Genomic DNA, 23,812 nt, shown 5'->3' on the forward strand with positions numbered 1-23,812 from the left:
CTAGGGCCGGGGTGCCGGGGGGCACGAGGGGAGTAGCAGACGTGGCACGAACCGATGCCGTAGTCCGCGCAGGTCGGCCGGGCAGATTTGGCTGGAGAAACAGTCAGGTTGTGTGACACCGGAAGCCGGACCACGTAGTCTGCGCCTGTGATGGCGCCCGCACCGGCGCGCTGGTCGTGTGAGCGCGGGCCGGGCGGAAAACGTTCGCGATTGCTCTTGGCGAGCGTGGCTGCGACAGGTGTAAGCCGGAGTTCATTGGTGCGCTGCCCGCCGCAGGCAGTGGTGGGGCGGAGGCCAGCGATTTGCGTGTGTGCAGCGGGATGAGGTAGGGTGCAGCTTTGACTTTGTTGCCGAGGCTGTTCATGAACAAGCAGGAACTCATTGACGCGGTCGCAGCGGGCGCAGGCGTCAGCAAAACCGACGCGAGCAAAACCGTCCAGGCGGTCCTGGACGCGATCACGGACGCGGTGAGTCGCGGCGAATCGGTACAGCTGATCGGTTTCGGCGCGTTTTCGCAGGGGCAGCGCGCTGCCCGCACGGGACGTAATCCGACGACGGGCGCGGAGATTGCCATCCCGGCCGCGAATACTGTGAAGTTCACCGCCGGCAAGGCGTTCAAGGACGTGGTGAACGCACTGTGACGCAGCGTGATGTCGGGCAGGCCGCTTATGCGGGACTGCACCGTGAAATTGCCGATGTAGTCGCGTCGGCGCGCGAGGCGACGGCTCGCACGGTGAACGCCGTGATGACGGCGACCTATTGGGAGATCGGGCGACGAATCGTTGAGTTCGAGCAGGGCGGGGAGGAACGGGCCGCTTATGGCGAGGCGGTGATCCGCCGTTTGGGCGCCGATCTGTCGGAGCGATTCGGTCGCGGCTTCGGATGGCGCAATCTCGCACAGATGCGCGCCTTTTACTTGACGTGGCCTGCGGATCGGATTGTGCAGACACTGTCTGCACAATCCACGCCCGCCCGGATTGTCCCGACAACGTCTGCAAAATCGACCAAGACGGCGGTGAAGGCGCCGCCGGGCGTGGCCTTTGAGCTAAATTCAATCGCTCAGGCTTTTCCGTTGCCCTGGTCCGCCTACGTTCGCCTCCTCGCGGTGAAAGCGCAAGCTGCTCGCGACTTTTACGAGGCCGAAGCGTTGCGTGAGGGTTGGTCTGTGCGGCAGCTTGACCGTCAGATCAGCAGTCAGCTCTATGAGCGGCTGGAGCTGTCACGCAACAAGGCGTCCTTGCTCGGAAAGGCGGCTATAGCGCAACCCGGCGATCTTCTATCGCCTGAGGAAGCGATCCGCGATCCGTTTGTCCTCGAATTTCTTGACATGAAGGACGAATATTCGGAGTCGGATCTCGAAGCGGCCTTGATCCAGCACCTGGCGGATTTCCTCCTCGAGCTCGGCGATGACTTCGCGTTCATAGGTCGGCAGCGCCGTCTACGGATCGATGACACTTGGTTTCGCGTCGATCTCGTGTTTTTTCACCGGCGCTTACGCTGCCTGCTCATTATTGATCTGAAGGTCGGTCGCTTCAGCTATGCGGACGCGGGGCAGATGCATCTTTACCTCAACTACGCGCGTGAACATTGGATGAAGCCCGGCGAGAACCCTCCGGTTGGCTTGATTCTGTGTGCTGAAAAAGGCGCGGCAGAGGCGCATTATGCACTCGACAATCTACCGAACAAGATACTCGCAGCGGAGTATCAGATGGTCCTGCCGGATGAGGCCACGTTTGCTCGAGAATTGGAGCGAACCACGACCGAACTGGAGCGCCGTGGCCGCAAGGCGTGACTTCCCGTCCGAGGTTCCGAGGCGCTTAGGCACGCGCGTATCGGCGAATACGATGAAGCGGTCGCCCGGTAAAAATTGATGTTGTTGGCACGGCAATCAAGCTATGCGAAAAGTAAGCACGAGACCAGTACCGTCTGTGAACGCTCGGTGACGAGTGCCATGATGTCCTGTGAAGGACACGAATGACCAGTCGTGTCCACGATAGGAGTTGTGGACAGAGTGACTCAGACAGTCGAGATCCCGCCGAAACGGCAAACTCGCCGACATCCCACGGAATGGAAGCGGACCATCGTCGCGCTGACATTCGAGCCCGGCGCATCGGTCGCCCGTGTTGCTCGCGAGAACGGCATCAATGCCAATCAGGTGTGGGCATGGCGTCGCCTCCATGCGCAAGGCCTGCTAACGGACGATGCGATTCCAGACGCAATGCTGCCGGTTGTCGTCAACGAACCGTCTCAGCCGTCGATGGCGCTCGAGGTGCCGACTGCGACCGACAACATACCGTCCGGCTCGATCCAGATCCAGCATGGCAAGACGTCGATTCGCATCGAAGGCGCGCCAGACCCGGACGTGCTGCGTTCTGTTCTCGATCGCATTTTACGATGATCGGTCTGCCTCAAAACACGCGGATCTGGATCGCGGCGGGCGTCACCGATATGCGATGCGGCTTCAATTCGTTGGCCGCGAAGGTACAGACGGTGCTGGAGAAAGATCCGTTCTCTGGACACGTGTTCGTGTTCCGGGGCAAGCGCGGTGACCTGCTGAAGTGCTTGTATTGGAGCGACGGCGGGCTATGTTTATTGGCGAAGCGGCTCGAGAAGGGGCGTTTTGCGTGGCCGCGTGCTGACGCCGGCGTGGTCGCGCTCACAACCGCCCAACTGTCGCTCTTGCTCGAGGGTTTCGATTGGCGGCAGCCGGTCGAAGCCGCGCGCCCACGCAGCGCGCTGTAAACCATTGTTAACTGGTGCTCGCGTGATCATGGGCAGTCGTAAACTGTCCTCATGGAATCGACCTCGACCGCGCTGCCCGACGACATCGACGCTTTGAAAGCGTTGCTGCGTGAGCGCGACGCCCAGGTCGCCGAGCTGCGGCAGCAACTCTCGTCGCGCTCACTTGAGATCGAGCACCTAAAGCTCACGATCGCGAAACTGCGCCGCATGCAGTTCGGCCGTAAATCGGAGAAGCTGGATCGTCAGATCGAGCAGCTCGAATTGCGGCTGGAGGATCTGCAGGCCGACGAAGGCGCCGCCGATGTAGCAGCCGCTCCCGAGGCAAAGCGGCCGCGCCGCGAAGGTCCGAGCCGCAAGCCGCTACCCGAACATCTTGAACGCGAAGAGCGCGTCCATCTGCCCGCCGATGATGACTGCCCCGATTGCGGTGGACAGCTCAAGCCGTTGGGCGAAGACGTCGCGGAGCAACTCGAATACGTGCGTGCGCACTTCCGTGTGATCCGTCATCGCCGCCCGAAGCTGGCCTGCGCGCGCTGCGATCGCATCGTGCAGGCTGCGGCGCCGAGCCGCCCGATCGATCGGGGCATCCCGGGTCCGGCGCTGCTCGCCCACATCGCCGTGTCGAAGTTCGCGTACCACCTTCCGCTGCACCGCCAGGCGGTGATGTACGCGCGTGACGGCGTCGAGATCGATCCCGGCGCGATGGGCTACTGGATGGGCAGCATCACGGCGCTGCTCGCACCGTTGGTCGACGCCGTGCGCCGCTACACGCTGGCCTGCGGTAAGGTGCATGCGGACGACACTCCGCTGCCGGTGCTGGCGCCGGGCAACGGTCGAACGAAGACAGGACGTCTCTGGGTCTACGTGCGCGATGATCGGCCGAGCGGCTCCGACGAACCGCCGGCGGCCTGGTTCGCCTACACGTCAGATCGCCGCGGTGAGCATCCGCAGCGACATCTCGCTGACTTCACTGGTGTGCTGCAGGCCGATGCGTTCGCGGGCTATGCCGAGCTATATCTCGACGGGCGCGTCCAGGAAGCCGCATGTATGGCTCACGCGCGCCGGAAGATCCACGACCTGCATGCGGTGCGCCCCAACGCCGTGACGGAGGAGGCGCTGCGCCGGATCGGCGCGCTCTACAAGATCGAAGAGCAGATCCGCGGCAAGCCGCCCGACGAACGGCGCAGTGTGCGCCAAGCGCGGGCGGTGCCGCTGCTCGACGACATGAAGCGTTGGTTCGAAGCGACGCTCGCCAACCTCTCTGCAAAATCTGACACGACCAAGGCGATTCGGTACGCGCTGAATCGCTGGCCAGCGCTCGTCTACTACTGCAGCGATGGGTGTGCGGAGATCGACAACCTGATTGCCGAGCGAGCATTGCGAGCCGTCGCTCTCGGACGGCGGAACTATCTGTTCGCCGGCGCCGACTCCGGTGGCGAACGTGCCGCCGCGATGTATAGCCTGATTGGCACGGCGCGCTTAAACGGCCTCGATCCCGAGGCGTATCTCGCCTACGTGCTCGAGCGCATCGCCGACTATCCGGCTAACCGCGTCGACGAGCTGCTGCCGTGGAACGTGGCGCCGTCGCTGCCGCCTACTGCTCGCGTCGACCCCATCCGATAGCGTCGCAGAGCTCCGCAGTCAACAACCTGCACTACGGTACTGCTCGGGCGCTTACCCTCGAAGCGTGCGTTGACCGCGCGCTCCTTGCCGCGGCCGACCTTGTCCACGGCGGTCTTCATGTTGTCGTAGATGCCGCGGCGCGGCACGCCGCCGAACGCGGCGAATGCGCGGGCGTGCGCATCGAACAGCATCTCGTGACTCTGGGTCGGATAGGCGACCAGCCAGAACGCCCGGCTGGCATTGAGCTTGACGTGGGCGACCTCCAGGCGTCGCCGCAACCCGCCGATGAAGGCGTATTCGCAGCTCCAGTCAAACTGGAATGCTTCGCCGGGTTCGAAGGCCAGCGGTACATAGGCCTTCCTGTGCGGAGCTTCAGCCTGCTCCTCGTGCCAGCGTCTCACGAAGGCGCTGACGCGGCCGTAGCTGCCGGCGTAGCCCTCGCCGCGGATGGCCTCGAACATGAACCGGGCCGTGCGCCGGTCACGCTTCGGGCGATGACTGTCTGCCCGCAGCCAGCCCGTCAGTTGCGCGGCCCACTCGTCGACGACGCTCGGGCTGACGCGCTTCGGGTACTTCGGCTCAACGGCATCCGTCTGCCGAAGCCAACTGCGCACCGTGTTCCGGGACAGGCCCGTGCGCCTGGCAATCTCGCGCAGCGGGACCTTCTCGCGGAAATACATCCGCCTGATCTTGGCCAATATGCCCACCGTGATCACCTCTGTATCCCCTGCTCAAAGATTGAGCAGGGCATTCAATCACGTGGGTCAAAATTCGATGAAAACTACAGCCTCAGGTGGGTCAATTCTGCGTGGACATCAACACCCGCACTTTACCCCCAGTTCTACTGGCGCCATTACGCCGATCATCCCCGGCTCCTTTACGCCGATCCGTGACACGCATGCCACGCAACAGCGAGAAGCCGAGGCGCACGGGCGCCGACGTCGTCGGCCCTTCGAGCGCTGAATCCCATGTGCTCACGTTGACGTCGACGGGCAGCACTTCAATGGTAAGCGGTCAATAAATGACGCCCTTCCCATGAGGTCAGGAGGTCAGAAGCTAGGTGTCTGCGTGGACACTTGCACTCAGACCTTAATGTCAGAGCAACCGAATCTTCGAAACAGACTGGTAGTTGGCCGGAAGCGAGACGGTCGACGCGAATTTGATGAAGCAGCACGGCGGGAGCTGGTCGAGCTGTGCCTGCAGCCTGGCGTGTCGATTGCTCGCACGGCAATGGATCACGACGTCAATCCGAACCAGTTGCGTAAATGGATCGCGAGCCATCAACAACGGCAACTTGCACGGCCATCGGCCGATGAGGTTGTGGCCGACGGTGTACCCATTGATATTCCAAGGCCAACGTCCCACTATCCCTCACTCGAGTCGAGCGAAGCGCGCCATGCCGACCAGCTCGGCCTGTTCAACGAAGCAGAGGCGCTGGCGACGACCACCGATGCGCCCGCGCGCGAGGACGTGCCCGGCACATCGGTCGCAGTTCACACGCGCGGCAAGCGTGGGCGCAAACCGCTCGATTCGAACCTGCCGCGCGAGGTCGTGCGGCACGAGTTGCCCGAGTCCGAACGGTTCTGCGCGCACGACGGCCACGCCCTCGTCGAGATCGGCGTCGAAACAAGCGAGCAGCTCGACGTGATTCCCGAGCAGGTGCGCGTCGTTCAGCACCAGCGGGTCAAATACGCCTGCCCGTGCTGTGATCTCGGTATCAAGGTTACGCCGGCACCGGCGCGCATCATTCCTCGCGGGCTGCTCACGGAATCCGCGCTGGCGTGGATCATCACTGGCAAGTACCAGTATGGTATGCCGCTGTATCGCCAGGCTACGCTGCTGCGTCGCTTCGGCGGTGACATCTCGTCGAACACGCTGGCCGCCAGTCGTAGAGCAAATTAATTCTGTCACTCCAGAATCCCCACGGTTCAAGGCATCTGGCACCTGAGTTGACGACTTTATTGACAGTCTCACCAAAATAATGTCGTCAATTCGCATATGTCCGGATTAAATTTGTCAACTCCCGTCATAGACTTCGAAGCCGGACCGTAAGGCTCTGATTTTATGGACGATTCCCGGCACGCGATGCGGCCGGTTACGACGCCGCGCCCGCGCGGTGCACCCCGGCTGGACGGCTTCAGCCTCAAACTCAATCGCCGACTGACGCTGTTCCAACGCGGCGCGCCTGAACTGTGGCTGCTGATCGAAGTGGATCCGGCGGTCCAATCGTTTTGCGAGCGGCCGGGTTACGCGCAGCTCAGTGGACAGCGCTACCTCGCCGATTTTTGGGTCCGCTATGCCAACCGCGAAGAGTTGGTCATCCTGTCCGATTCGCTAGCGGAAAAGCCGCAACCAGCTGCGCGCCCTGATGACGAACTCAAGGGTATGCGATCCGTTAACGACGTCCTTGTCTAGAAATCGCTTCACTCTGATGCTACGTGTCCACGTGGACAGCTGGTATCAGAGTGTATGAGTGAAAAACGAGACCTGCGTAGCCGACTGGTCATCGGCCTAAAGCGAGATGGGCGCCGAGAATATGACGATGCCGCTCGAGACGAACTGGTACAGATCTGCCTGCAACCTGGCGTTTCAATAGCACGGACCGCCATGGAGCATGGTCTCAATCCGAACCTCCTGCGCAGTTGGATCGCCCGCTACCAGAAGATTCAGGCGCAACTCGAACACGAGCGAGTCGCTCGTACGCCCGCGATTTCTGACGGCGTCACGATCGACCTCCCCAGTACGCCATCGGCGTTCGTGCCGATCGTAGCGGCTACCGCATCGCCGTGCGCACAACCACCAGAGCTATTGCCTGCAACTCGACCGATGGCGCTCTCGCTGCACGTGAGTCTATCGAATGGCGTTGAGTTCGATCTTGGCGAAGCAAGCATCGACGAATTGGCCACCGTCATTCAAATGCTCGGGAGGTTGCCGTGTTCCGGTTCGACGAAGGCTTGAAGGTCTACCTGCACCGCGATCCTGTCGACTTTCGGTACGGCATGAACAGCCTCTCGATTCTCGTCGAACAGTCGATGCGCCTGAACCCGATGGATGCGTCGCTCTACGTGTTCGGCAATCGACGTCGCGATCGGATCAAAATCCTCGGCTGGGATGGGAACGGCTTCTGGTTGCTAATGAAGCGCCTCGAGGCTGATCACTTCATCTGGCCTGACAAGAAAACCGAAGTCGTGACCATGACGACGGAGCTGCTGCACGCGTTGCTCGACGGCGACGACATTACCACGGTCCAGCGGCATCCGACGCGGAAATATTTACGCGTGAGCTGAACATCGAATTGGCATGCCTGTCCAATCAGCATGCCGATTCAAGTCACCGTCACCGCCGATGAACTGGCCGCGCTGCTCGCGATACGTGAGCAGCACGCAGCGCTTCAGCAAGAGCGAGACGAATTGCGTAGCATGGTGCGTCTCGTGACTGCGGAACGCGATCTGGCCGAAGAGCGACTGCGCTCCTACCGTCGCGAATTGTTCGGCGCGAAGAGTGAAGCACGGGACTCCGATCAGCTCGGCCTGTTCAACGAGGCCGAAGCGCTGGGCGCAAACGCGACGCCCGCGCAGGAAGATGCACCCGATACGACGGTCGTCGCCCATACGCGCAAAAAGCGCGGCCATCGCAAACCGCTCGATCCCAACCTGCCGCGCGACATCGTACGGCACGAACTACCCGAAGCCGAACGCTTCTGCGTGATCGACGGTCACGCACTCGTCGAGTTCGGCGTGGAGATCAGCGAACAGCTCACGGTGATCCCTGAGCAGCTTCGGGTGATCCAGCACCAGCGCGTCAAATATGCGTGCCCGTGCTGTGAGCTCGGCATCAAGGTGACGCCGGCGCCGCCACGTATCATTCCCCGCGGACTGTTGAGCGAATCGGCGCTCGCGTGGATTGCCACCGGCAAGTATCAGTTCGGCATGCCACTGTATCGGCAAGCCGGTTTGCTGCGCCGCTTCGGCGGCGACATCTCATCGAACACGATCGCCGCGAGCATGGTTCGCGTCGGCCTTGCTGCGCAGCCCGTCATCAACCTGATGCGCGACGCGCTGCTTGATGCCGAGCTGATCTACTGCGACGAGACGACGCTCCAGGTGCTGAAAGAAGAAGGCCGCCGCGCGCAAACGAAGAGTTACCTGTGGGCGCAGATGACGGGTTCGGGTATGCCCATCCGCTGCTTTACCTATACACCGGGACGTGGCGCCTGGCTTGGCGACAAGCTGTTCACCGGCATCCGTGCGGGCGCGGTCATGATGACCGATGGCTACGAACCCTACAACGACATCGCTGAGCGTCACCAACTCGTACATCTGGGATGCTGGGTTCACGTGAGACGGAACTTCGTTAAAGCGGAAGACAGCGTGCCGAAGGCAGCGCGCACACCGGATCTGCTCGCGACGCGCTTCATCAAGCTGGTCGGCAAGCTGTTCGCGGCCGAAGCGCGTAGTGAAACATGGTCGGCATCGCGACGACAGCGATTGCGACGACGTTACAGCACACATGTGCTCGCAGCGATCCACACGCTGATGGTCGAGCAGTCACCCGGTGTCGCGCCGAAGAGCCTGCTCGGCAAGGGGTTAACCTATCTGCGTTCGCAGTGGCCGAAGCTCATCCGCTACGTCGAAAACGGCGACTGGCCGATCAGCAACAACCCCTGTGAAAACGCGATTCGGCCGTTCTGCGTCGGCCGCCGCGGATGGTTGTTCAGCGATACCGCCGACGGCGCGCACGCGAGTGCCAATCTGTACTCTCTCGTCGAGACCTGCAAGGCGAATGGCATCGACCCCTATCGCTATCTCACCTGGCTGTTCCAACACCTACCGCTAGCAAAGAGCGTCGACGACTACGACGCGTTGCTGCCCTGGAAAATGCCGGCCGACCTGCGCTGATCCGCTTCCTTACCGCACCTCAAGCGCTCCACCGATTTGCTCTGAGGGACGTCATTCGTGGATCGCATACACTCAAGGGCATACCCATCCGTTTGGTGACATCAACCGACCTCGCGGCCGCGCGCGCCTGGATCGATAATTGGCGGCACATGTTGCCCTGTCTGGTCGCGGCGCGCGGGTTGGTCTCGTCTTCGCTCCTACGCGCAGTCGAAATTTTCGTGACGATACCGCATACCTTGCTCGAGATCGAGCGCGAGTTCTCGGTCGGCGATCCGGCGCTGGTCCGTGCGGCGGTTTTCGGGCTCTTGCATGCAGGGCACGTCGACGCGGTTGACCTGCGTACCGAGCCGCTGTCGTTGCTGACGTGCTTCGCCGCAACCGAGGCGACATGATGGCACGTCGCAAGGCGGAATTTCAAACGCTGGATCCGTCGATCTGGCCGACCGTCGCGTGGACCGAGTTTGATGCTGCCGAACGGGAATCGATCCGGGCGCGTACGACAGCGATCGAGCAGTATGCGCGCGGCGCGCCGATCAAGGAGATAGAGCAGAGCACGGGCGTCAACCGACGACAACTTTATCGCCTGCTCGAGCGCGCACTCACAGCACATCCAGACGGGCGCCTCTGCGGCTTTCGCGCGCTGATCTTGCACTCACGCGTTGCCGATTACGTCCGCTTGAGTCCGGTGAAACTGAACGGCGAACGCGGAAGCCGCGGCGCCGTCGGCGCGTTGTCGCAACTGCTTGAGCGTTTCCCGGTGCTCGCGGCGTGGCTGCGGTTGCAAATCAAGCAGCACCGCGTCGCGTTGATCGAGATCCGTACCGGCGGAGAATTGCGCACACGCCTACGCGGCCTGCAAGGACTGCATGCGGGCTTTCTGCAGCAATGTCGTCAGTGCGGCCTCGTGGCTGTCGACTATCCGTTCAATACGGCGAGCCACGCGATCCGCTCGCTCTCGGCCCGCGTGAAAAGCGAACTGCTGAGCGGATTCGGCACCGCTGCGCGTGCCGCCGGCGCGACGCATCTGAAAGGCCTGCCGCGCAGCGATGATTTCGCTGCGCCCGTCGCGACACGCACCTACCAGGTCGTTGAATTCGATGGACACCGGCTCGATATCCGTCTCAAGGTCGTGATGCTCGATCCGCTCGGTTTTACGCACGAGTTCGAAATCGAACGCGTCTGGTTGCTGGTGATCATTGACGTTTGCACACGCGCGGTGCTCGGGCATCACCTCGTCCTGGCGCGCGAATACAGTCGCTACGACGTCATCAAAGTGATCGAAGCAGTACTCGAGCCGCATCGGGCCCGGTCCTTCACGATTCCCGAACTCGGCCACGGTCCCATGGATGGCTACCCGTCTCAACGCATGCCGGAGCTCGCCTACGTGACTTGGGAGCACATCAAGCTCGACAACGCGAAGGTCGAAAGCTTCAACGGGCGCTTCCGGCAGGAGTGTCTGAACGCACATTGGTTCTTGTCATTGGCCGACGCGCAGAGCAAAATCGACGACTGGCGCATGTACTATAACGAGGTTCGTCCCCACCTGCACTTTAGAAGTGGGGGAATTCTAGGTGCAGAAAGTGGGGCGGTTTCCGGCGCGAATCAACAGCGTTAGTTCCCCGCGCATCGCAATTCGGCCGTTCGTCGTCGTTACGGGCTCACAAACACCGGAATGACCAAATGAGAGTTATAGTCGCCGCCGGTATGTATCGAATAGCGCCCGCTGTTGACGGTCCACTCATGTCGGTTTGTGACGTTCGGGAGCGGATACCGGTTGACATCGCGGTCCTGGATGAGAAGTCGCAGGCCTTCGCCCTTCTTGAAGGAAGTGCCAGAGGGCCATACTTCAATGTCGAGCTTGGTTGGCTTTCCAATCTCGAGCGGCTGAACATCGACGTGCGGATGAAAAGGGCGATTGGGCAGGCTTTGCTCGGTATCGATGGCCCGATGTGACGCACGTAGCCAGCCGAGCGCAACCGGTCCGTCATCGAACTGCGCGCAATAAGCGAAGGGCACTACGTTGCCATCCTTGTCGAGCTTTTGGACTGCAACGAAGACGTCCGCATCGGTCGCATCGTCGGCCGAGAGGTACATGTGCAGACCGATTCCACCTACGATGGAGGTGTCTTCCTCAAAGCGGAAGTCGAATGTCGCGGGTTGCAGCGTATTCGTGCCCGCGGTGTATGACGCAGTTGCCGTTTTCTGAACGGGCTCTGTCCGGAGCGAACTACTAGCAGCGTCCAAGTACAGCCGCTTGAGTTCCGTATTCTCTAACGGCCAGGACTGTCCAGCAACAAACTCCCCAGAGTAGAAGGCGTCGCGCAGTTCGAGACGAACTTTCGGCCACTCCGACAGTCCTGCGTCTTGGCCTTTCAGAAATTCAGTGTAGAACTGTTCCTGTCGCTCAAGACTGGAGGGTTCATAGTAGTAGCCCCACTTTTTCCGACCGTGAATCTCAAGCCACTTGTGCTTTGACGAAATGCGCCGAAAACCTTCAAGTGTTCCGCGCGTGTGCAATCCATGGTCGGACCAACTTGCCACCACGTATGCCGGGACATCAATGTTCTCCAGTGCCGCGATTTTTCCCTTCCAGTAATCATCAAACAACGGATGCTCGGCGGCCATCTTGACCAGGTCTTCATGCTCCGACAGCCCAAACTGTGCAACAGACTGGACGAATCCATAGAACCAGCTGTCCGGGATACCTCCGTGGAACGCTATTTCCCGGTAAGGGTCGGTCCAGCCTTCCCACGGATTGATAGCGGCAAGATGCGGGGGACGCTTCGCAGCGACGTGCCACTGCGAGACAGCAAGGTACGAAACACCGGCCAAACCCACCTTGCCGTTACTCCATGATTGGGTGCCAGCCCATTCAATGAGGTCGAAATAGTCATCCGCCTCGTCCGGGTTGAAGTAGGTCATTCGCCCTTCGGAATTCCAGGCACCGCGTGGGTCAACGTTAATTACCGCGAACCCTTTGGGGCACCAGTAGACCGGGTCGGGCGCCTCAAAGGCGGTGTAAGAGGAGACCTGTCCCTTAGCAACTCCCGCCCTAGTGAAGTATTTGTCGTACTGGATGGGCGCGTGCTTTCCGTATGGACTCCAGGCGATGAGCGGCGGTACTTTCGCCGCGCCCTCCGGCCGAAACACGTCAACATAAATTTTTGTGCCGTCGCGCAGGGTCACCGCAACGTCGCGCTCGATGACCATGCTCCCATCGATGCCGACTGAGTGCTTAAGAACCGGCGCCCCGGCCGTTTGAGGGTCCACTGATGGTGTAAAAACCAGCGCGTTATCGGGAGTTGCCATTGCTCGTCTCCATTTTCGTATGGTGTTTGAATAGCGCCGGCACGGGATTGTCACCCATGCGCATGCCACCAGCCAGATATTGAAAGATGCGGCCACCATTGTTAAATGAATTTTGCCGATTCTTTGCATCGACGCCATCGATAGGTAAGCAGTCGTACATCCACAAAGGCACTGACCCGATGGCGTAGGTGCATATACCTAGTCGGCAAATTCGTCGCATCTTCCTGCCAATGCGCTGTTTCACGGAGCACCCTATTGAGCCTAGGTCTCAGGCATTTTTCGTCGCATCATCAATCGACGCCGTCGATGGATTATATGGATACAATTCATGACATCGCTTCTGGTGTGCGAATATATTCAAACTATCAATCAAAGCGTCGATTCCGCAAGTACAGAGCACCGTCCCGTTCACAAGACTAGGTCGCGTGGGGTGCGCGGACGCCACGGTCTAAGCCACATGGCGACAGCACAAAATAAGTATTACTAAGGAGATGAAATGAAGACTCGTTTTTGGTCCGTCGTGTTGGCGGCGGCAACAGGCGTTGCTGTTCTCGCAGCCATGCCGGCCGTTGCAACGGAGAACGGAATCGACACATATCCGGTCGGCGTCAATACGGTGCTCGACGGCATACTGCCGCCTCCGGGTGATACCCGGTTCTACAACTACACGCAATACTACGTTGCTAACAAGTTCGCCGGCGCGAATGGCGAAAGCTCGGTGCCGGGCTTTCGCAGTAGCGTGCTAGTAGATGCGCCCCGAGTCGTGCACACATGGGGCCCGACACTGGGACCATTCACGATTTCGACCGGCCTTATCGTCCCGCTGTTCCACACGAATGTTAGGGTGCCTGTTGGAAGCGGGACTCGAACCGGCCTCGGCGACATCATACTTCACCCCTTGATGCTCGGGTATGTGAACCCATCCCATTCGTTGTTCGTCATGGCCTCGACTGACATCGGTTTCCCTACTGGCTCGTACAACGTGAACCGCATCGCGAACACCGGCACGAACACATACGCTTTCATGCCTAACGTGAGCGCGACATGGTTTCCTACTCCGGATTGGGAACTCTCTGGAACTGCTCAAGTAGAGTTCAACTCGCCTAACCACGCAACGAACTATCACAACGGCGCCGTTGCTACCTTCGATTGGGTAGTTGGTTACTCGGTCACGAAGGCGGTGCAGCTCGGAATTCAAGGCTTCTATTTGAAGCAGATTTCGGATGACAAGCAAAACGGCGTACCGGCTGCGGGCAACGGCTTCCGTGGCCAAGCGGTAGGCATTGGTCCCCAGATACGCTGGGACTGGGTGCCGGGCTCTTCCGTCGTCTTTAAATACCAGCACGAGTTTGCTGTGCGGAACCGCCCGCAAGGTGAGCGGTTGTGGCTTGAAGTCAGTGTTCCGTTCAAGTGATTCGGCTCATCGCGTCGGAGCTGCGTTGGCACTTCGACAGGCTGAAGCTTCGTAAGAGGCCAGTTCAAAAACTCCGGAGAGGGGTTGTTTACTTCCTCGGCAAGCTGTTAACCTTGGGCATCAGAACAAGGGAAGTCCAAGGATGGAAGCGCCAATCATTGACGACGAACTGTGGATACTGATCGAACCATTGCTGCCACCTGCGAAGCTTCGCGCGAAGAGCGATCCTGGTCGTCCGCGCGTGTCCGATCGTGCGGCGCTCAACGGTATCCTGTTCGTGTTCAAAACGGGAATTCGTTGGAACCACTTGCCGACTCGTCTGGGCTTTGGCTCGGGCGCCACTTGCTGGCGGCGATTGAGCGGCTGGCAAAAGGCTGGTGTATGGGACCAACTGCACGAGTTGCTGCTCGACAAGTTGCGTGCGACCGGCCAAATCGATCTGTCATACGCTGCGGTCGATTCGTCGTCCGTGCGCGCCGTTGGGGCGGGCGAAAAACTGGCCCGAACCCCACGGATCGCGCGCGACCCGGTTCCAAGCACCACATCCTCGTAGACGCCAACGGCGTTCCTCTCGTTGCGATCCTGACTGGCGCGAACACCAACGACGTCACGCAGTTGCTGCCGCTCGTTGATGCGATCCCACCCATCCGCGGCGTTCGTGGCCGACCGCTTCAGAAGCCCGGCGTCGTCTACGCCGATCGCGGCTACGATTGCACCCGACATCGTCGCGCGTTGCGCGAACGCGGTATCAAGCCGGTGATCGCCAAGCGCCGGACCGAGCATGGCAGTGGTCTGGGCAAGTATCGTTGGGTGGTCGAACGTACGCATTCCTGGCTCCACAATTTCCGTCGCCTACGCACTCGCTTTGAGCGACGTGCCTACATTCACGAAGCATTCCTGAAACTTGGCTGCTCGCTCATCTGTTGGAACATCTTCCGACGAGCTGAGCAGGGGTTTTTGAACTGGCCTCTAAAAAGAGACAAGGCTAACGCCCGTCGTTGATCACATGCGCAACACCACCGCCGAGCCGGAAGGGCCATCCCGTTTCGGTCGCGTGATCAGCTGTTTCGGTTCGCTGATCACTCATTCCGGGAACGTGATCACCCGTTTCGGCAAGATGATCGCTCGTTTCGGAAACCGGTGATCAGCGATCACCTTCGACCGAAACGGCCGATCACCATCAATCGGAACCACCGATCACGTTCAACCGAAATCGCTGATCACGTTCGCCGAAATACGCATCCGAGGCGCGCGCGATACCCCATCTCGGGGTGCGGCCGGTTGGTCAACAGGTGTTGACGATCACTTCGGCGCCAGGACCGTCGGAGGCTCCCCAGTTCAGCAATCTCCCGGGCGTTCATTTCATCTGAGCACGGTGTGCCGCCGACATGTGCTCGGACAACGTCGTATGGCTTGTTCCGGAGTCGGCTGTCAACCTCGGACGTAATTTCCCCAGAAGGGGGTGAGTCAAGATTCGGTGGAAATCAACAGCATTGGGGAGCTATATGCCGTTGAACGCGAGGTTCGCGGCCAGACGCCGGACGTGCGCCTGTCTGCGCGTCAGCTGCGCTCGGCCCCATTGCTCGCTGATGTGAAGGCCTGGTTCGACCACATGCTGTCACAGGTATCGGCGAAGTCGGGGCTGGCGAAGGCGATCAGATACTCGCTGGGGTACTGGCACGCACTCACACGCTATTGCGAAGACGGGCGTGTCGAGGTGGACAACAACACGGCCGAGCGCGCGATCAGGCCGCTGGTCCTTGGCAGGCGCAATTACCTGTTCGCAGGTTCCGATGGCGGTGGCCAAAGCGCGGCGGCGATCTACAGCCTCATCGGTGCGGCGCGCCTGAACGGCACCGAGCCGTTTGCCTACCTGCGCACGGTGTTTGAGCACATCGCCGATCATCCCATCAACCGCATCGACGAGTTGCTGCCGTGGCGCCTGATGCCGGCTGCGCACATCGAGCAGCAAGCCGCCTGACAATCAATCCGATGGTCCAACCCCGCAAACCTGCCGTGCGCTTGGTCAAGACGCCAGTGCCCGATTACGTACTGCGCGTTGAGCTGAAGTACATCAAGCCGGCGATCTGGCGACGAATCATCGTTCCCGGCTCGATCCGGCTGGGCAAGCTGCATGTCGTGCTGCAACTGGCCATGGGCTGGGAAGGCGGGCACCTGCACGAGTTCGTCTTCGGCAAAACCAACTATGGTGAACCTGATGACTTCGGATTCCAGAGCGATCCACCGATGCTCAATGAAGCACGGGGCACGCTGGCGAAGGCGCTGGGCGGGCTGAAGTCATTCACCTACATCTACAACTACGGTGACAACTGGCAGCATCGGATTAAGGTCGAGAAGGCGCTGGTGCCTGATCCAGACATGCGCCGACCGCTGTGCCTGGACGGGCAGAATGCGTGTCCACCGGAAGACGTCGGTGGAGTGCCGGGATATGCCGACTTCCTTGAAGCGATTACCGATCCGACACATGAGGAGCACGACCACCTCCTCGAGTGGTGTGGCGGCAGCTTCGATCCCGCCGCCTTCGATCTCGTGCTCGCGAATCAGCTGCTCTCAGAGGTCAAGTTCTGATAGTCAAGACGGCCTCGGATTGACGCTAAGAGGCCAGTTCAAAAACCCCTGCTCAGCTCGTCGGAAGATGTTCCAACAGATGAGCGAGCAGCCAAGTTTCAGGAATGCTTCGTGAATGTAGGCACGTCGCTCAAAGCGAGTGCGTAGGCGACGGAAATTGTGGAGCCAGGAATGCGTACGTTCGACCACCCAACGATACTTGCCCAGACCACTGCCATGCTCGGTCCGGCGCTTGGCGATCACCGGCTTGATACCGCGTTCGCGCAACGCGCGACGATGTCGGGTGCAATCGTAGCCGCGATCGGCGTAGACGACGCCGGGCTTCTGAAGCGGTCGGCCACGAACGCCGCGGATGGGTGGGATCGCATCAACGAGCGGCAGCAACTGCGTGACGTCGTTGGTGTTCGCGCCAGTCAGGATCGCAACGAGAGGAACGCCGTTGGCGTCTACGAGGATGTGGTGCTTGGAACCGGGTCGCGCGCGATCCGTGGGGTTCGGGCCAGTTTTTCGCCCGCCCCAACGGCGCGCACGGACGACGAATCGACCGCAGCGTATGACAGATCGATTTGGCCGGTCGCACGCAACTTGTCGAGCAGCAACTCGTGCAGTTGGTCCCATACACCAGCCTTTTGCCAGCCGCTCAATCGCCGCCAGCAAGTGGCGCCCGAGCCAAAGCCCAGACGAGTCGGCAAGTGGTTCCAACGAATTCCCGTTTTGAACACGAACAGGATACCGTTGAGCGCCGCACGATCGGACACGCGCGGACGACCAGGATCGCTCTTCGCGCGAAGCTTCGCAGGTGGCAGCAATGGTTCGATCAGTATCCACAGTTCGTCGTCAATGATTGGCGCTTCCATCCTTGGACTTCCCTTGTTCTGATGCCCAAGGTTAACAGCTTGCCGAGGAAGTAAACAACCCCTCTCCGGAGTTTTTGAACTGGCCTCTTAGGGGACAGGTTGATGCCGGCACATCGGATGAGCATGCGCAAACTGAAGGAAGTATTGCGGCTGAAGTGGTCGTGCGGCCTGTCGCACCGCCAGATCAGCCGCGCGATCGGCATCAGCGTCGGCGCCATTTCGGCATACGCCGCACGCGCCAGCGCGGCGGGCCTCGACTGGGCTGCCGTCGAACCGCTTGCCGATGACGAGCTCGAGATCAGGTTAGACCTGCCGGAGGAAGCAGCGGCCCCGACCCGGCGGGTCGATCCGGATTACACGGTGATGCACCGCGACCTGCGCCGCAAGGGTGTGACGCTGCAGCTGCTCTGGGAGGAGTACGTCGAGGCCCACCCAGGCCAACGCACCTACCGCTATACGCAGTTCTGCCAGCGGTACAAGGACTGGGCTGCAGCGCTGAAGCGCTCGATGCGTCAGCAACACCGCGCCGGCGAGAAGCTGTTCGCCGACTTCGCCGGGCAAACCGTGCCGATCCTCGACCGCGACGGCGGCGTCGCGTTCAAGGCCCACGTGTTCGTGGCCGTCCTCGGTGCCTCGAACTACACCTATGCATGTGCGACGAGTTCCGAGGCCATGCCCGACTGGATCGGCAGCCTGACGACGCGTTGGAATTCTATGGCGGTGTTCCCGAACTGCTGGTGCCCGACAACCCCAAGGCATTGATCGCCAAGGCCGACCGGTACGAACCGGTGCTGGGCAACACGACGCTGGACTTCGTGAACCACTACGCGACCGCCATGTTGCCGGCGCGGCCGCGCAAGCCGCAGGACAAGGCGAAGGTCGAGGTCGGCGTACAGTTCGTCGAGCGCTGGATCCTCGCTCGGCTGCGCAACCACCGCTTCTACAGTCTGGCCGAGCTGAACAAGGCGATCGGCAAACTGATCGCCGACCTGAACCGGCGCCCGTTCAAGAAGCTCGACGGCAACCGTCGCGAATGGTTCGAGCGACTCGATCGACCGGCGCTGCGCCCGTTGCCGGCACGCCGCTACGAGATCGCGACCTTCGTGAAGTGCCGCGTCAACATCGACTACCACGTCGAAGTCGATCACCACTATTACAGCGTCCCGCACAGCCTCGTGCGTCAGGAAGTCTATGCCCGCGTGACGCGCCACGGCGTCGAGATCCTGCACCGCGGCAAGCGCGTTGCCGCTCACGCCCGCAGCCGACTCCGGAACAAGCATACGACGTTGCCCGAGCACATGCCGGCGGCACACCGTGCCCACATGGAATGGACGCCAGGCCGGTTGTTGAACTGGGGCGCCTCGGTCGGTCCCGGCGCCGAGGCGATCGTCAAACATCTGTTGACCAACCGGCCCCATCCCGAGATGGGGTATCGCGCCTGTCTCGGGCTGCTGTCGCTCTCTCGCAAATACGGCAAGGAACGGCTGGAAGCCGCCTGCCAGCGGGCACTCGTGATCGGTTCGCCGACCCGCCGCTCCGTGCTGTCGATCCTCGAATCCGGCCTGGACCGACAGCCGATGCTCCCGATTCCGTCCACCGAATGGCATTCGCCCGATCACGAGAACGTGCGCGGGCCCGAGTATTACCACTGACCCAAGGAGGTCGCGATGTTGATGCAGCAAACCTTAACCCAGCTCAAGTCCCTGAAGCTCGACGGCATGGCCCGCGCGTTCGAGGAACAAGCGGCGTTGACCGCCAGCACCAGCCTATCGTTCGAAGAGCGCTTCGGCATGGTCGTCGAACGCGAGCTCGCCTGGCGCGATACTCGGCGGCTCGAACGGCTGCTGAAGTCTGCGAAACTCAAGAATCCCCAGGCCTGCATCGAGGACATCGAATACCGGCAGAGTCGCGGCATCGACAAGAGCGTCGTCGCCGCACTTGCTGGCTGCGACTGGATCCGTAATGCACAAAACCTCATCCTGACGGGACCGACCGGAGCAGGCAAGACGTGGATTGCGTGCGCGTTCGGTCAGCAGGCCTGCCGACAAGGCTTCTCCGTGATGTACGTCCGCGTTGCCCGGCTGTTCGAGGAATTGAAGATCGCGCACGGCGACGGCAGCTTCACGCGGCGTAGAGCAAAACAATTCCGTCACTCCGGAATCCTCGTGGATCAAGGCCTCTGGCCCGCGAATTGACGACTTTACTGGCGGTCCCAGCAAAATAAAGTCGTCAACTCGCCTGCGCGCGCATTAAATTTGTCAATTCGCGTAGTGGACCAAGCGTTCCAGCGGTAACGTCCTGATTTTTAGCTCGATTCCCAGCGCGCCGCATGGTCGGTGGACGCGATGAGTTCAGACGGACGCTCTCTGCCTCAGGCGCAGTCACCTATGGTAGAAAAGTGGTGTCGCGGGACATTCGGGCCGACGGGTTGAATCCGCAGCCATGAACGGCCGTTCGCTCTCACGATATAAACTGGCGGCAATCTGGATTCTCCGTGCCCCATCCTGAGCACGAGATTGCATCGATCGCCTCCCCGGAAGTCGGCTGTATGCGGCGCAGGCATAACGGTCGAGATCTCCTTGAGCAGGACCGCGTACCCGAGTCAGCTCGTCGGGCAGTGGCCGGAGTCGTGTTTTTTTCGGAGATGCAACCATCGAATCGGACCTCACCGGACAATGAGCCGCCAATTGCCCAGTGATTAAGCGATGCAGAGAATGTGACCGATAGAATGCCTGAACAGCCGCACACAAAGAGATATCCCGGCAGGTTGAGCCGGTAAGGGAGATGTCATGCACTTGGGCAGTTTGACAATTTCGCGTTTCCGGTCTTGCGACAATGTAACCGTCAGCCTTCGCGCAGATCTGACCGTCTTGGTCGGTGAGAACAATGGTGGTAAGTCCAACGTCATCGACGCTATTCGGTTGCTCACCTTGCCGTTGAGCGGACGCCGGGAGCGATATCCGGAGGATGAAGACATCCGACGCAACGCGACCGTCCCGAACTTTCAGATCGAAGGTGTTTTCCGAGAACTCGGCGACACACTGAAAGGATTGCTAATCTCCGCAGTACCTGATCCCACTAAGAACGAAGCCGTCTTCGGTTATCGGTATGAGCCGCGATCCGAGCGTGCGCCCCGTGGCAAGTCCACTGTCTGGGCCGGACGCTTCGACACCAACGAGCCGGAGGCCGGCTCCATTGACCTGATCCGGCATGTCTACCTGCCGCCATTGCGCGACGCGCATCAGGCGCTTGGCACGGGCAGCGGCACACGGGTCATGGCACTGCTGCGGCACTTCCTGCCGAAGGATCAAGAACAAGATTTCCTTGCTGGCGTTAGGCGCGCGGAGAACAGACCCGATACCCTGACGACGATGAACACGGAAATCGGCACCGCTCTGAGAATGCTGACCAATGGGGTCCGCCCGCAATCGGCAGCCTTGGACTTCGCCACCGAGACCCTGCTCGATGTCGCTCGCGACCTGAGGTTTCGCTTGGCCGATTCTGGCCTCGTACCAGAAGACATCCGGGCTTCGGGTTTAGGCTACTCAAATATTCTCTACATGGCCACGGTGGTCGTCGAGTTGGCGAAGGCCAAGGAAGCGGACCTCACAATCTTTCTTGTCGAAGAGCCGGAAGCACATCTGCATCCGCAGTTACAAGTGCTAGTGCTCGAATTTCTCTTGGACCAGGCACGCCAATCGGCTGATCGTGCAATCGAAGCTGGCAAACCGGAAGGCCGCATCCAGATCGTCGTGACGACCCATTCGCCGAATCTAACCGCCTGGGTTTCTCCGACCCACCTGGTGGTCATGCGTTCGCGTCGTCGCGACCAAAATGGAGTAGCGGTCTCTGAATCGGTCAGCGTGCCCATCGCCGAATTGGGGCTAAAGCCAAAGACGCTGGATAAGATCAGCCGCTATCTGGACGTGACTCGATCTGCGCTGCTGTTCGGCGATAGGGCCATCTTGGTGGAAGGAATCGCTGAGGCACTGCTGTTGCCAGTGTTGGCACAGAAGCTTGTTCTCTCCGGTGACGCTGATGGATGGCTCCGGTTCAAAGGAACGGTTATCGTGCCGATCGAGGGTGTGGACTTCCGTCCCTACATCGAAGTACTACTTCGACCGCACGGCGACGCACGGATCGCTGATCGGCTGATCGTGATCACCGACGCGGACCCAACGGTGCTGGGAAATCGGAAGGTCGATCTGGAAAACCTCGCAGCAACGCATAGTGCGCAGCAGGCGCTGATGGTGCTGACTAATCAGCACACGTTGGAGCACGAGATTTTTGACGCTGGAAACGAGGCATTTCTAAAGAGCGTGTTTCTTCGTCTGCATCGCAATTCGCGTCGCGACTGGACGGATCGGATCGAGGGTGTCCCACTGCAAGACCGTCCCTGTGCGTTCCTCAAGCTGATTGAGGCCAAGAAAACTCGCAAGGGTGACCTGGCCCAGGCCATCGCTTCACGTATCGCGGCAGGCGAGCCGTTTGTCGTGCCGACATATCTTGCCGACGCGATTCGTGGCGCTGCGCAAGCATGACCCGCATTCAAGGTTTGACGGCAGAGCAGGAGGCATTCGCCACGCACGTCGGTGGCATTTTCGTGCATGCCTGCCCAGGCGCCGGAAAGACCCGCACGATCCTTGCTCGCCTAGCAAATATCGCAGCCACGCTGCCACCCCGTCGAGGCGTGGCGGTACTTTCGTTCACAAACTCAGCCGTCGACGAGTTTCGGGACCGCTGCCAAGCCGCAGGGCTCTCGTCACTCCTGAAGCATCCCAGTTTCATGGGAACGCTCGATGCGTTCGTTCGGAAGTTCGTGGTGCTGCCTGGTTGCGCGGCAACAACCACGACACGACCGATCATCCTCGATAGCTGGGATACGCTCGGCATAGAGATTCGGTTGTCGGGGCAATTCGCCTTCCGCGGCGACCCAGTGAGCCTGGATCTATTCGACCCAGAAACCAATGTCATTGATCCGGGGCGGATCGGGCACGCTGGATTGCAAAACCATGTTCGCCAGCATCAAGCCCGATATCAGCAGGCAGCGGCACATCGGCGACGGGCCTTGCTGCAGGCCGGCTATCTGAGCGCCAACGATGCCCGCGTTCAGACGCTGCGGCTGATTCTTGATCCTTTGAACGGCGGGGCACTGGGCCGGGCACTGGCGGCACGTTTTCACGAAGTCATGGTGGACGAAGGCCAAGATTGCAATCCGCTTGATTTGCAAGTTCTCTCGTGGCTCCGAGAGTACGGCGTGCACGTCACTTTCGTCTGTGACCCAAACCAAGCAATCTACGAATTCCGCAACAGCAATCTTGCGGCTATTCAGGAATTTAAGGAGACTTACCCTGATGAATCACGTCGAGAGCTAACGGGCAATTTTCGTAGCAGTCCTGCGGTCTGCCGTCTAACTGCCACACTCAAAAGCGCTGGCGGGGTGGATCAGTCTGTCGGCGACACCGCGAATGTTGCACATTCCGTTTTGCTTCTGACATATAGAGGTCGAGCGCCGGGTGAAACGGTCGGTCAGGCCTTCTTGAATCGGATTGCGGAACTTGGTTTAGATGCAACTGACGCGGTCGTCCTTGCGCATTCAGGCAAGGTCGCGCAACGTGCCGCTGGCGTGGCTCTCAACGATTCGAACGGCAACTCGCGGATCGAGTCGCTGGCTTGCAAAGTGGCGGAGTTCTGGTCGCCTCCCGCGACGGTGCGATCGAGGGAGGCGGTGGTTCAGGCGATGGAGACGTTGCTGCTGGACCTCATGGGTCTACGTCAGCCGAACGAGCATCCGGTGCGAACAGTTCAGCGTATTGGAATGGATCGACGTGCACATCGAAGATGCGCGCTGGGTTTCCTTACGAGTCTTCCCAAAGCGTGTGGAGATACCGATGCTGATCGGCTGGCCTGGATTGCCCGTGTGCACACGGAGACAGAACGGCTGAACCTGCCGCTGCCGGCCGGCGTGACCGTACGGAATTTCTTTCGGCGGCCGCCCAATGCACGATGGTCTGACCATCTTCAAATAGCGCTCGATCTCGGTCTTAGATGCGCCAAAATTCACGAGGCGAAAGGCCGTGAATACGGCGCGGTGTGTGTCGTGATTCCACCCAATCGTGCCCCTGAAAATCGAGGGGAAGCCCTGTTTGAATCGTGGGAAGCCAGCACCGATTCAGAGGCCAAACGCGTCCTCTACGTTGGCCTGACACGCGCCCGGCATTTGGCTGCACTCGCGGTGCCAGTCGCCTTCGCCGATCGTTGCGTTGCCCTGTTAGCAGCTGGTCAAGTGCCTTACACGAGAAGGGACCTATAGGCGTCATTGCTGCGGAATGATTTATCAGCGACGCTATGAATCTACCGAGCAACCGATTCGCGTCCGC

The 23,812-nt window shown here is 60.4% G+C and carries 22 protein-coding genes and 5 pseudogenes; 22 read left to right on the forward strand and 5 right to left on the reverse strand.

The window, feature by feature from the left end; genetic code table 11:
• Positions 1 to 362: 362 nt before the first annotated feature.
• The 5 genes from VXM69_RS31880 (at position 363) to VXM69_RS31900 (ending at position 4,365) form a co-directional block, all read left to right on the forward strand.
• On the forward strand, positions 363 to 641 hold the full coding sequence (locus VXM69_RS31880; RefSeq protein ID WP_059571965.1) for an HU family DNA-binding protein: 279 nt from the start codon (positions 363 to 365) through the stop codon (positions 639 to 641).
• Positions 638 to 1,792, forward strand: a complete 1,155-nt coding sequence (locus tag VXM69_RS31885; protein ID WP_367190347.1) for a YhcG family protein — start codon at positions 638 to 640, stop codon at positions 1,790 to 1,792. The genes VXM69_RS31880 and VXM69_RS31885 overlap by 4 nt, the downstream gene beginning before the upstream one ends.
• Before the next feature lie 192 nt (positions 1,793 to 1,984).
• Positions 1,985 to 2,398, forward strand: a complete 414-nt coding sequence (locus VXM69_RS31890) for a transposase (protein ID WP_080298168.1) — start codon at positions 1,985 to 1,987, stop codon at positions 2,396 to 2,398.
• A complete protein-coding gene (tnpB, locus tag VXM69_RS31895) occupies positions 2,395 to 2,742 on the forward strand; it encodes an IS66 family insertion sequence element accessory protein TnpB (protein ID WP_038785480.1) in 348 nt (115 codons plus the stop codon). The genes VXM69_RS31890 and tnpB (VXM69_RS31895) overlap by 4 nt, the downstream gene beginning before the upstream one ends.
• Positions 2,743 to 2,793: 51 nt before the next feature.
• Positions 2,794 to 4,365, forward strand: coding sequence for an IS66 family transposase (locus VXM69_RS31900; RefSeq protein WP_367188812.1), 1,572 nt, complete (start codon positions 2,794 to 2,796; stop codon positions 4,363 to 4,365).
• Between the two features lie 56 nt (positions 4,366 to 4,421).
• Here the strand turns inward: VXM69_RS31900 and istA (VXM69_RS31905) are convergent.
• Together istA (VXM69_RS31905) and VXM69_RS31910 are read right to left on the reverse strand one after the other, a co-directional pair.
• Positions 4,422 to 5,072, reverse strand: a pseudogene (gene istA / locus VXM69_RS31905) (IS21 family transposase); the annotation flags it as partial.
• A gap of 91 nt (positions 5,073 to 5,163) precedes the next feature.
• Positions 5,164 to 5,364 (reverse strand): hypothetical protein, encoded by a 201-nt coding sequence (locus VXM69_RS31910; protein ID WP_367190348.1) that lies wholly within the window; start codon positions 5,362 to 5,364, stop codon positions 5,164 to 5,166.
• A gap of 93 nt (positions 5,365 to 5,457) precedes the next feature.
• Between VXM69_RS31910 and VXM69_RS31915 the strand changes: the two are divergent.
• The 8 genes and pseudogenes from VXM69_RS31915 to VXM69_RS31950 form a co-directional block, all read left to right on the forward strand.
• Positions 5,458 to 5,628: pseudogene (locus VXM69_RS31915) on the forward strand (transposase); the annotation flags it as partial.
• Between the two features lie 117 nt (positions 5,629 to 5,745).
• Positions 5,746 to 6,252: pseudogene (locus tag VXM69_RS31920) on the forward strand (IS66 family transposase zinc-finger binding domain-containing protein); the annotation flags it as partial.
• Between the two features lie 177 nt (positions 6,253 to 6,429).
• On the forward strand, positions 6,430 to 6,780 hold the full coding sequence (locus VXM69_RS31925) for a hypothetical protein (RefSeq protein ID WP_367190349.1): 351 nt from the start codon (positions 6,430 to 6,432) through the stop codon (positions 6,778 to 6,780).
• Positions 6,781 to 6,834: 54 nt separating this feature from the next.
• Complete coding sequence (locus tag VXM69_RS31930; RefSeq protein ID WP_367188829.1) at positions 6,835 to 7,323, forward strand: transposase; 489 nt, start codon at positions 6,835 to 6,837, stop codon at positions 7,321 to 7,323.
• Positions 7,299 to 7,652 carry an IS66 family insertion sequence element accessory protein TnpB gene (gene tnpB, locus VXM69_RS31935; protein WP_060090864.1) on the forward strand — a complete coding sequence of 118 codons (354 nt, stop codon included), beginning with the start codon at positions 7,299 to 7,301 and terminating at the stop codon, positions 7,650 to 7,652. Before VXM69_RS31930 ends, tnpB (VXM69_RS31935) begins: the two co-directional genes overlap by 25 nt.
• Before the next feature lie 30 nt (positions 7,653 to 7,682).
• The gene (locus VXM69_RS31940; RefSeq protein WP_367188830.1) at positions 7,683 to 9,263 is read left to right on the forward strand and encodes an IS66 family transposase; all 1,581 of its coding nucleotides are present in this window, start codon (positions 7,683 to 7,685) and stop codon (positions 9,261 to 9,263) included.
• Positions 9,264 to 9,358: 95 nt separating this feature from the next.
• Complete coding sequence (locus VXM69_RS31945; protein WP_367190350.1) at positions 9,359 to 9,655, forward strand: hypothetical protein; 297 nt, start codon at positions 9,359 to 9,361, stop codon at positions 9,653 to 9,655.
• Positions 9,652 to 10,878, forward strand: a complete 1,227-nt coding sequence (locus VXM69_RS31950; RefSeq protein ID WP_367190351.1) for an integrase core domain-containing protein — start codon at positions 9,652 to 9,654, stop codon at positions 10,876 to 10,878. The genes VXM69_RS31945 and VXM69_RS31950 overlap by 4 nt, the downstream gene beginning before the upstream one ends.
• 35 nt (positions 10,879 to 10,913) lie before the next feature.
• Here the strand turns inward: VXM69_RS31950 and VXM69_RS31955 are convergent, their stop codons facing one another.
• Positions 10,914 to 12,701, reverse strand: a complete 1,788-nt coding sequence (locus VXM69_RS31955) for a CocE/NonD family hydrolase (RefSeq protein WP_244135801.1) — start codon at positions 12,699 to 12,701, stop codon at positions 10,914 to 10,916.
• Between the two features lie 367 nt (positions 12,702 to 13,068).
• Here VXM69_RS31955 and VXM69_RS31960 point away from each other — a divergent pair, with 367 nt between their 5' ends.
• From VXM69_RS31960 to VXM69_RS31970, 3 genes are all read left to right on the forward strand, one after another.
• Positions 13,069 to 13,986, forward strand: coding sequence for a transporter (locus VXM69_RS31960; protein ID WP_175908207.1), 918 nt, complete (start codon positions 13,069 to 13,071; stop codon positions 13,984 to 13,986).
• A gap of 142 nt (positions 13,987 to 14,128) precedes the next feature.
• A protein-coding gene (locus VXM69_RS31965; protein WP_367190352.1) for an IS5 family transposase occupies positions 14,129 to 14,988 on the forward strand; the annotation gives its coding sequence in 2 pieces (ribosomal slippage) (positions 14,129 to 14,477 and positions 14,477 to 14,988; 861 coding nt in all).
• 4 nt (positions 14,989 to 14,992) lie between these two features.
• On the forward strand, positions 14,993 to 15,130 hold the full coding sequence (locus VXM69_RS31970; protein WP_367190353.1) for a hypothetical protein: 138 nt from the start codon (positions 14,993 to 14,995) through the stop codon (positions 15,128 to 15,130).
• Between the two features lie 91 nt (positions 15,131 to 15,221).
• Here the strand turns inward: VXM69_RS31970 and VXM69_RS31975 are convergent.
• Positions 15,222 to 15,397, reverse strand: a pseudogene (locus tag VXM69_RS31975) (IS21 family transposase); the annotation flags it as partial.
• Positions 15,398 to 15,463: 66 nt separating this feature from the next.
• Here VXM69_RS31975 and VXM69_RS31980 point away from each other — a divergent pair.
• A complete protein-coding gene (locus VXM69_RS31980; RefSeq protein WP_367190354.1) occupies positions 15,464 to 15,967 on the forward strand; it encodes a transposase in 504 nt (167 codons plus the stop codon).
• 11 nt (positions 15,968 to 15,978) lie between these two features.
• Positions 15,979 to 16,575: a plasmid pRiA4b ORF-3 family protein gene (locus VXM69_RS31985; RefSeq protein WP_367190377.1), complete on the forward strand. Its 597-nt coding sequence runs from the start codon at positions 15,979 to 15,981 to the stop codon at positions 16,573 to 16,575.
• A gap of 3 nt (positions 16,576 to 16,578) precedes the next feature.
• Here the strand turns inward: VXM69_RS31985 and VXM69_RS31990 are convergent.
• Positions 16,579 to 17,432, reverse strand: a protein-coding gene (locus VXM69_RS31990) for an IS5 family transposase (protein ID WP_367190356.1) whose coding sequence is annotated in 2 segments (ribosomal slippage) — positions 16,579 to 17,084 and positions 17,084 to 17,432 — 855 coding nt in all. Because the reading frame shifts where the segments join, the coding sequence is not laid out codon by codon here.
• Positions 17,433 to 17,534: 102 nt separating this feature from the next.
• Between VXM69_RS31990 and istA (VXM69_RS31995) the strand changes: the two are divergent.
• From istA (VXM69_RS31995) to VXM69_RS32010, 4 genes and pseudogenes are all read left to right on the forward strand, one after another.
• A pseudogene (gene istA / locus VXM69_RS31995) lies at positions 17,535 to 19,084 on the forward strand (IS21 family transposase).
• A gap of 15 nt (positions 19,085 to 19,099) precedes the next feature.
• Positions 19,100 to 19,627 (forward strand): ATP-binding protein, encoded by a 528-nt coding sequence (locus tag VXM69_RS32000; protein ID WP_367190357.1) that lies wholly within the window; start codon positions 19,100 to 19,102, stop codon positions 19,625 to 19,627.
• A 594-nt stretch (positions 19,628 to 20,221) separates the two neighbouring features.
• A complete protein-coding gene (locus VXM69_RS32005; protein WP_367190358.1) occupies positions 20,222 to 21,973 on the forward strand; it encodes an ATP-dependent endonuclease in 1,752 nt (583 codons plus the stop codon).
• Positions 21,970 to 23,745 (forward strand): UvrD-helicase domain-containing protein, encoded by a 1,776-nt coding sequence (locus VXM69_RS32010; RefSeq protein WP_367190359.1) that lies wholly within the window; start codon positions 21,970 to 21,972, stop codon positions 23,743 to 23,745. Before VXM69_RS32005 ends, VXM69_RS32010 begins: the two co-directional genes overlap by 4 nt.
• The last annotated feature ends 67 nt before the right edge of the window (positions 23,746 to 23,812 follow it).

Source organism: Burkholderia sp. Ed8 (assembly GCF_040761425.1).
Lineage (GTDB): Bacteria > Pseudomonadota > Gammaproteobacteria > Burkholderiales > Burkholderiaceae > Burkholderia > Burkholderia seminalis.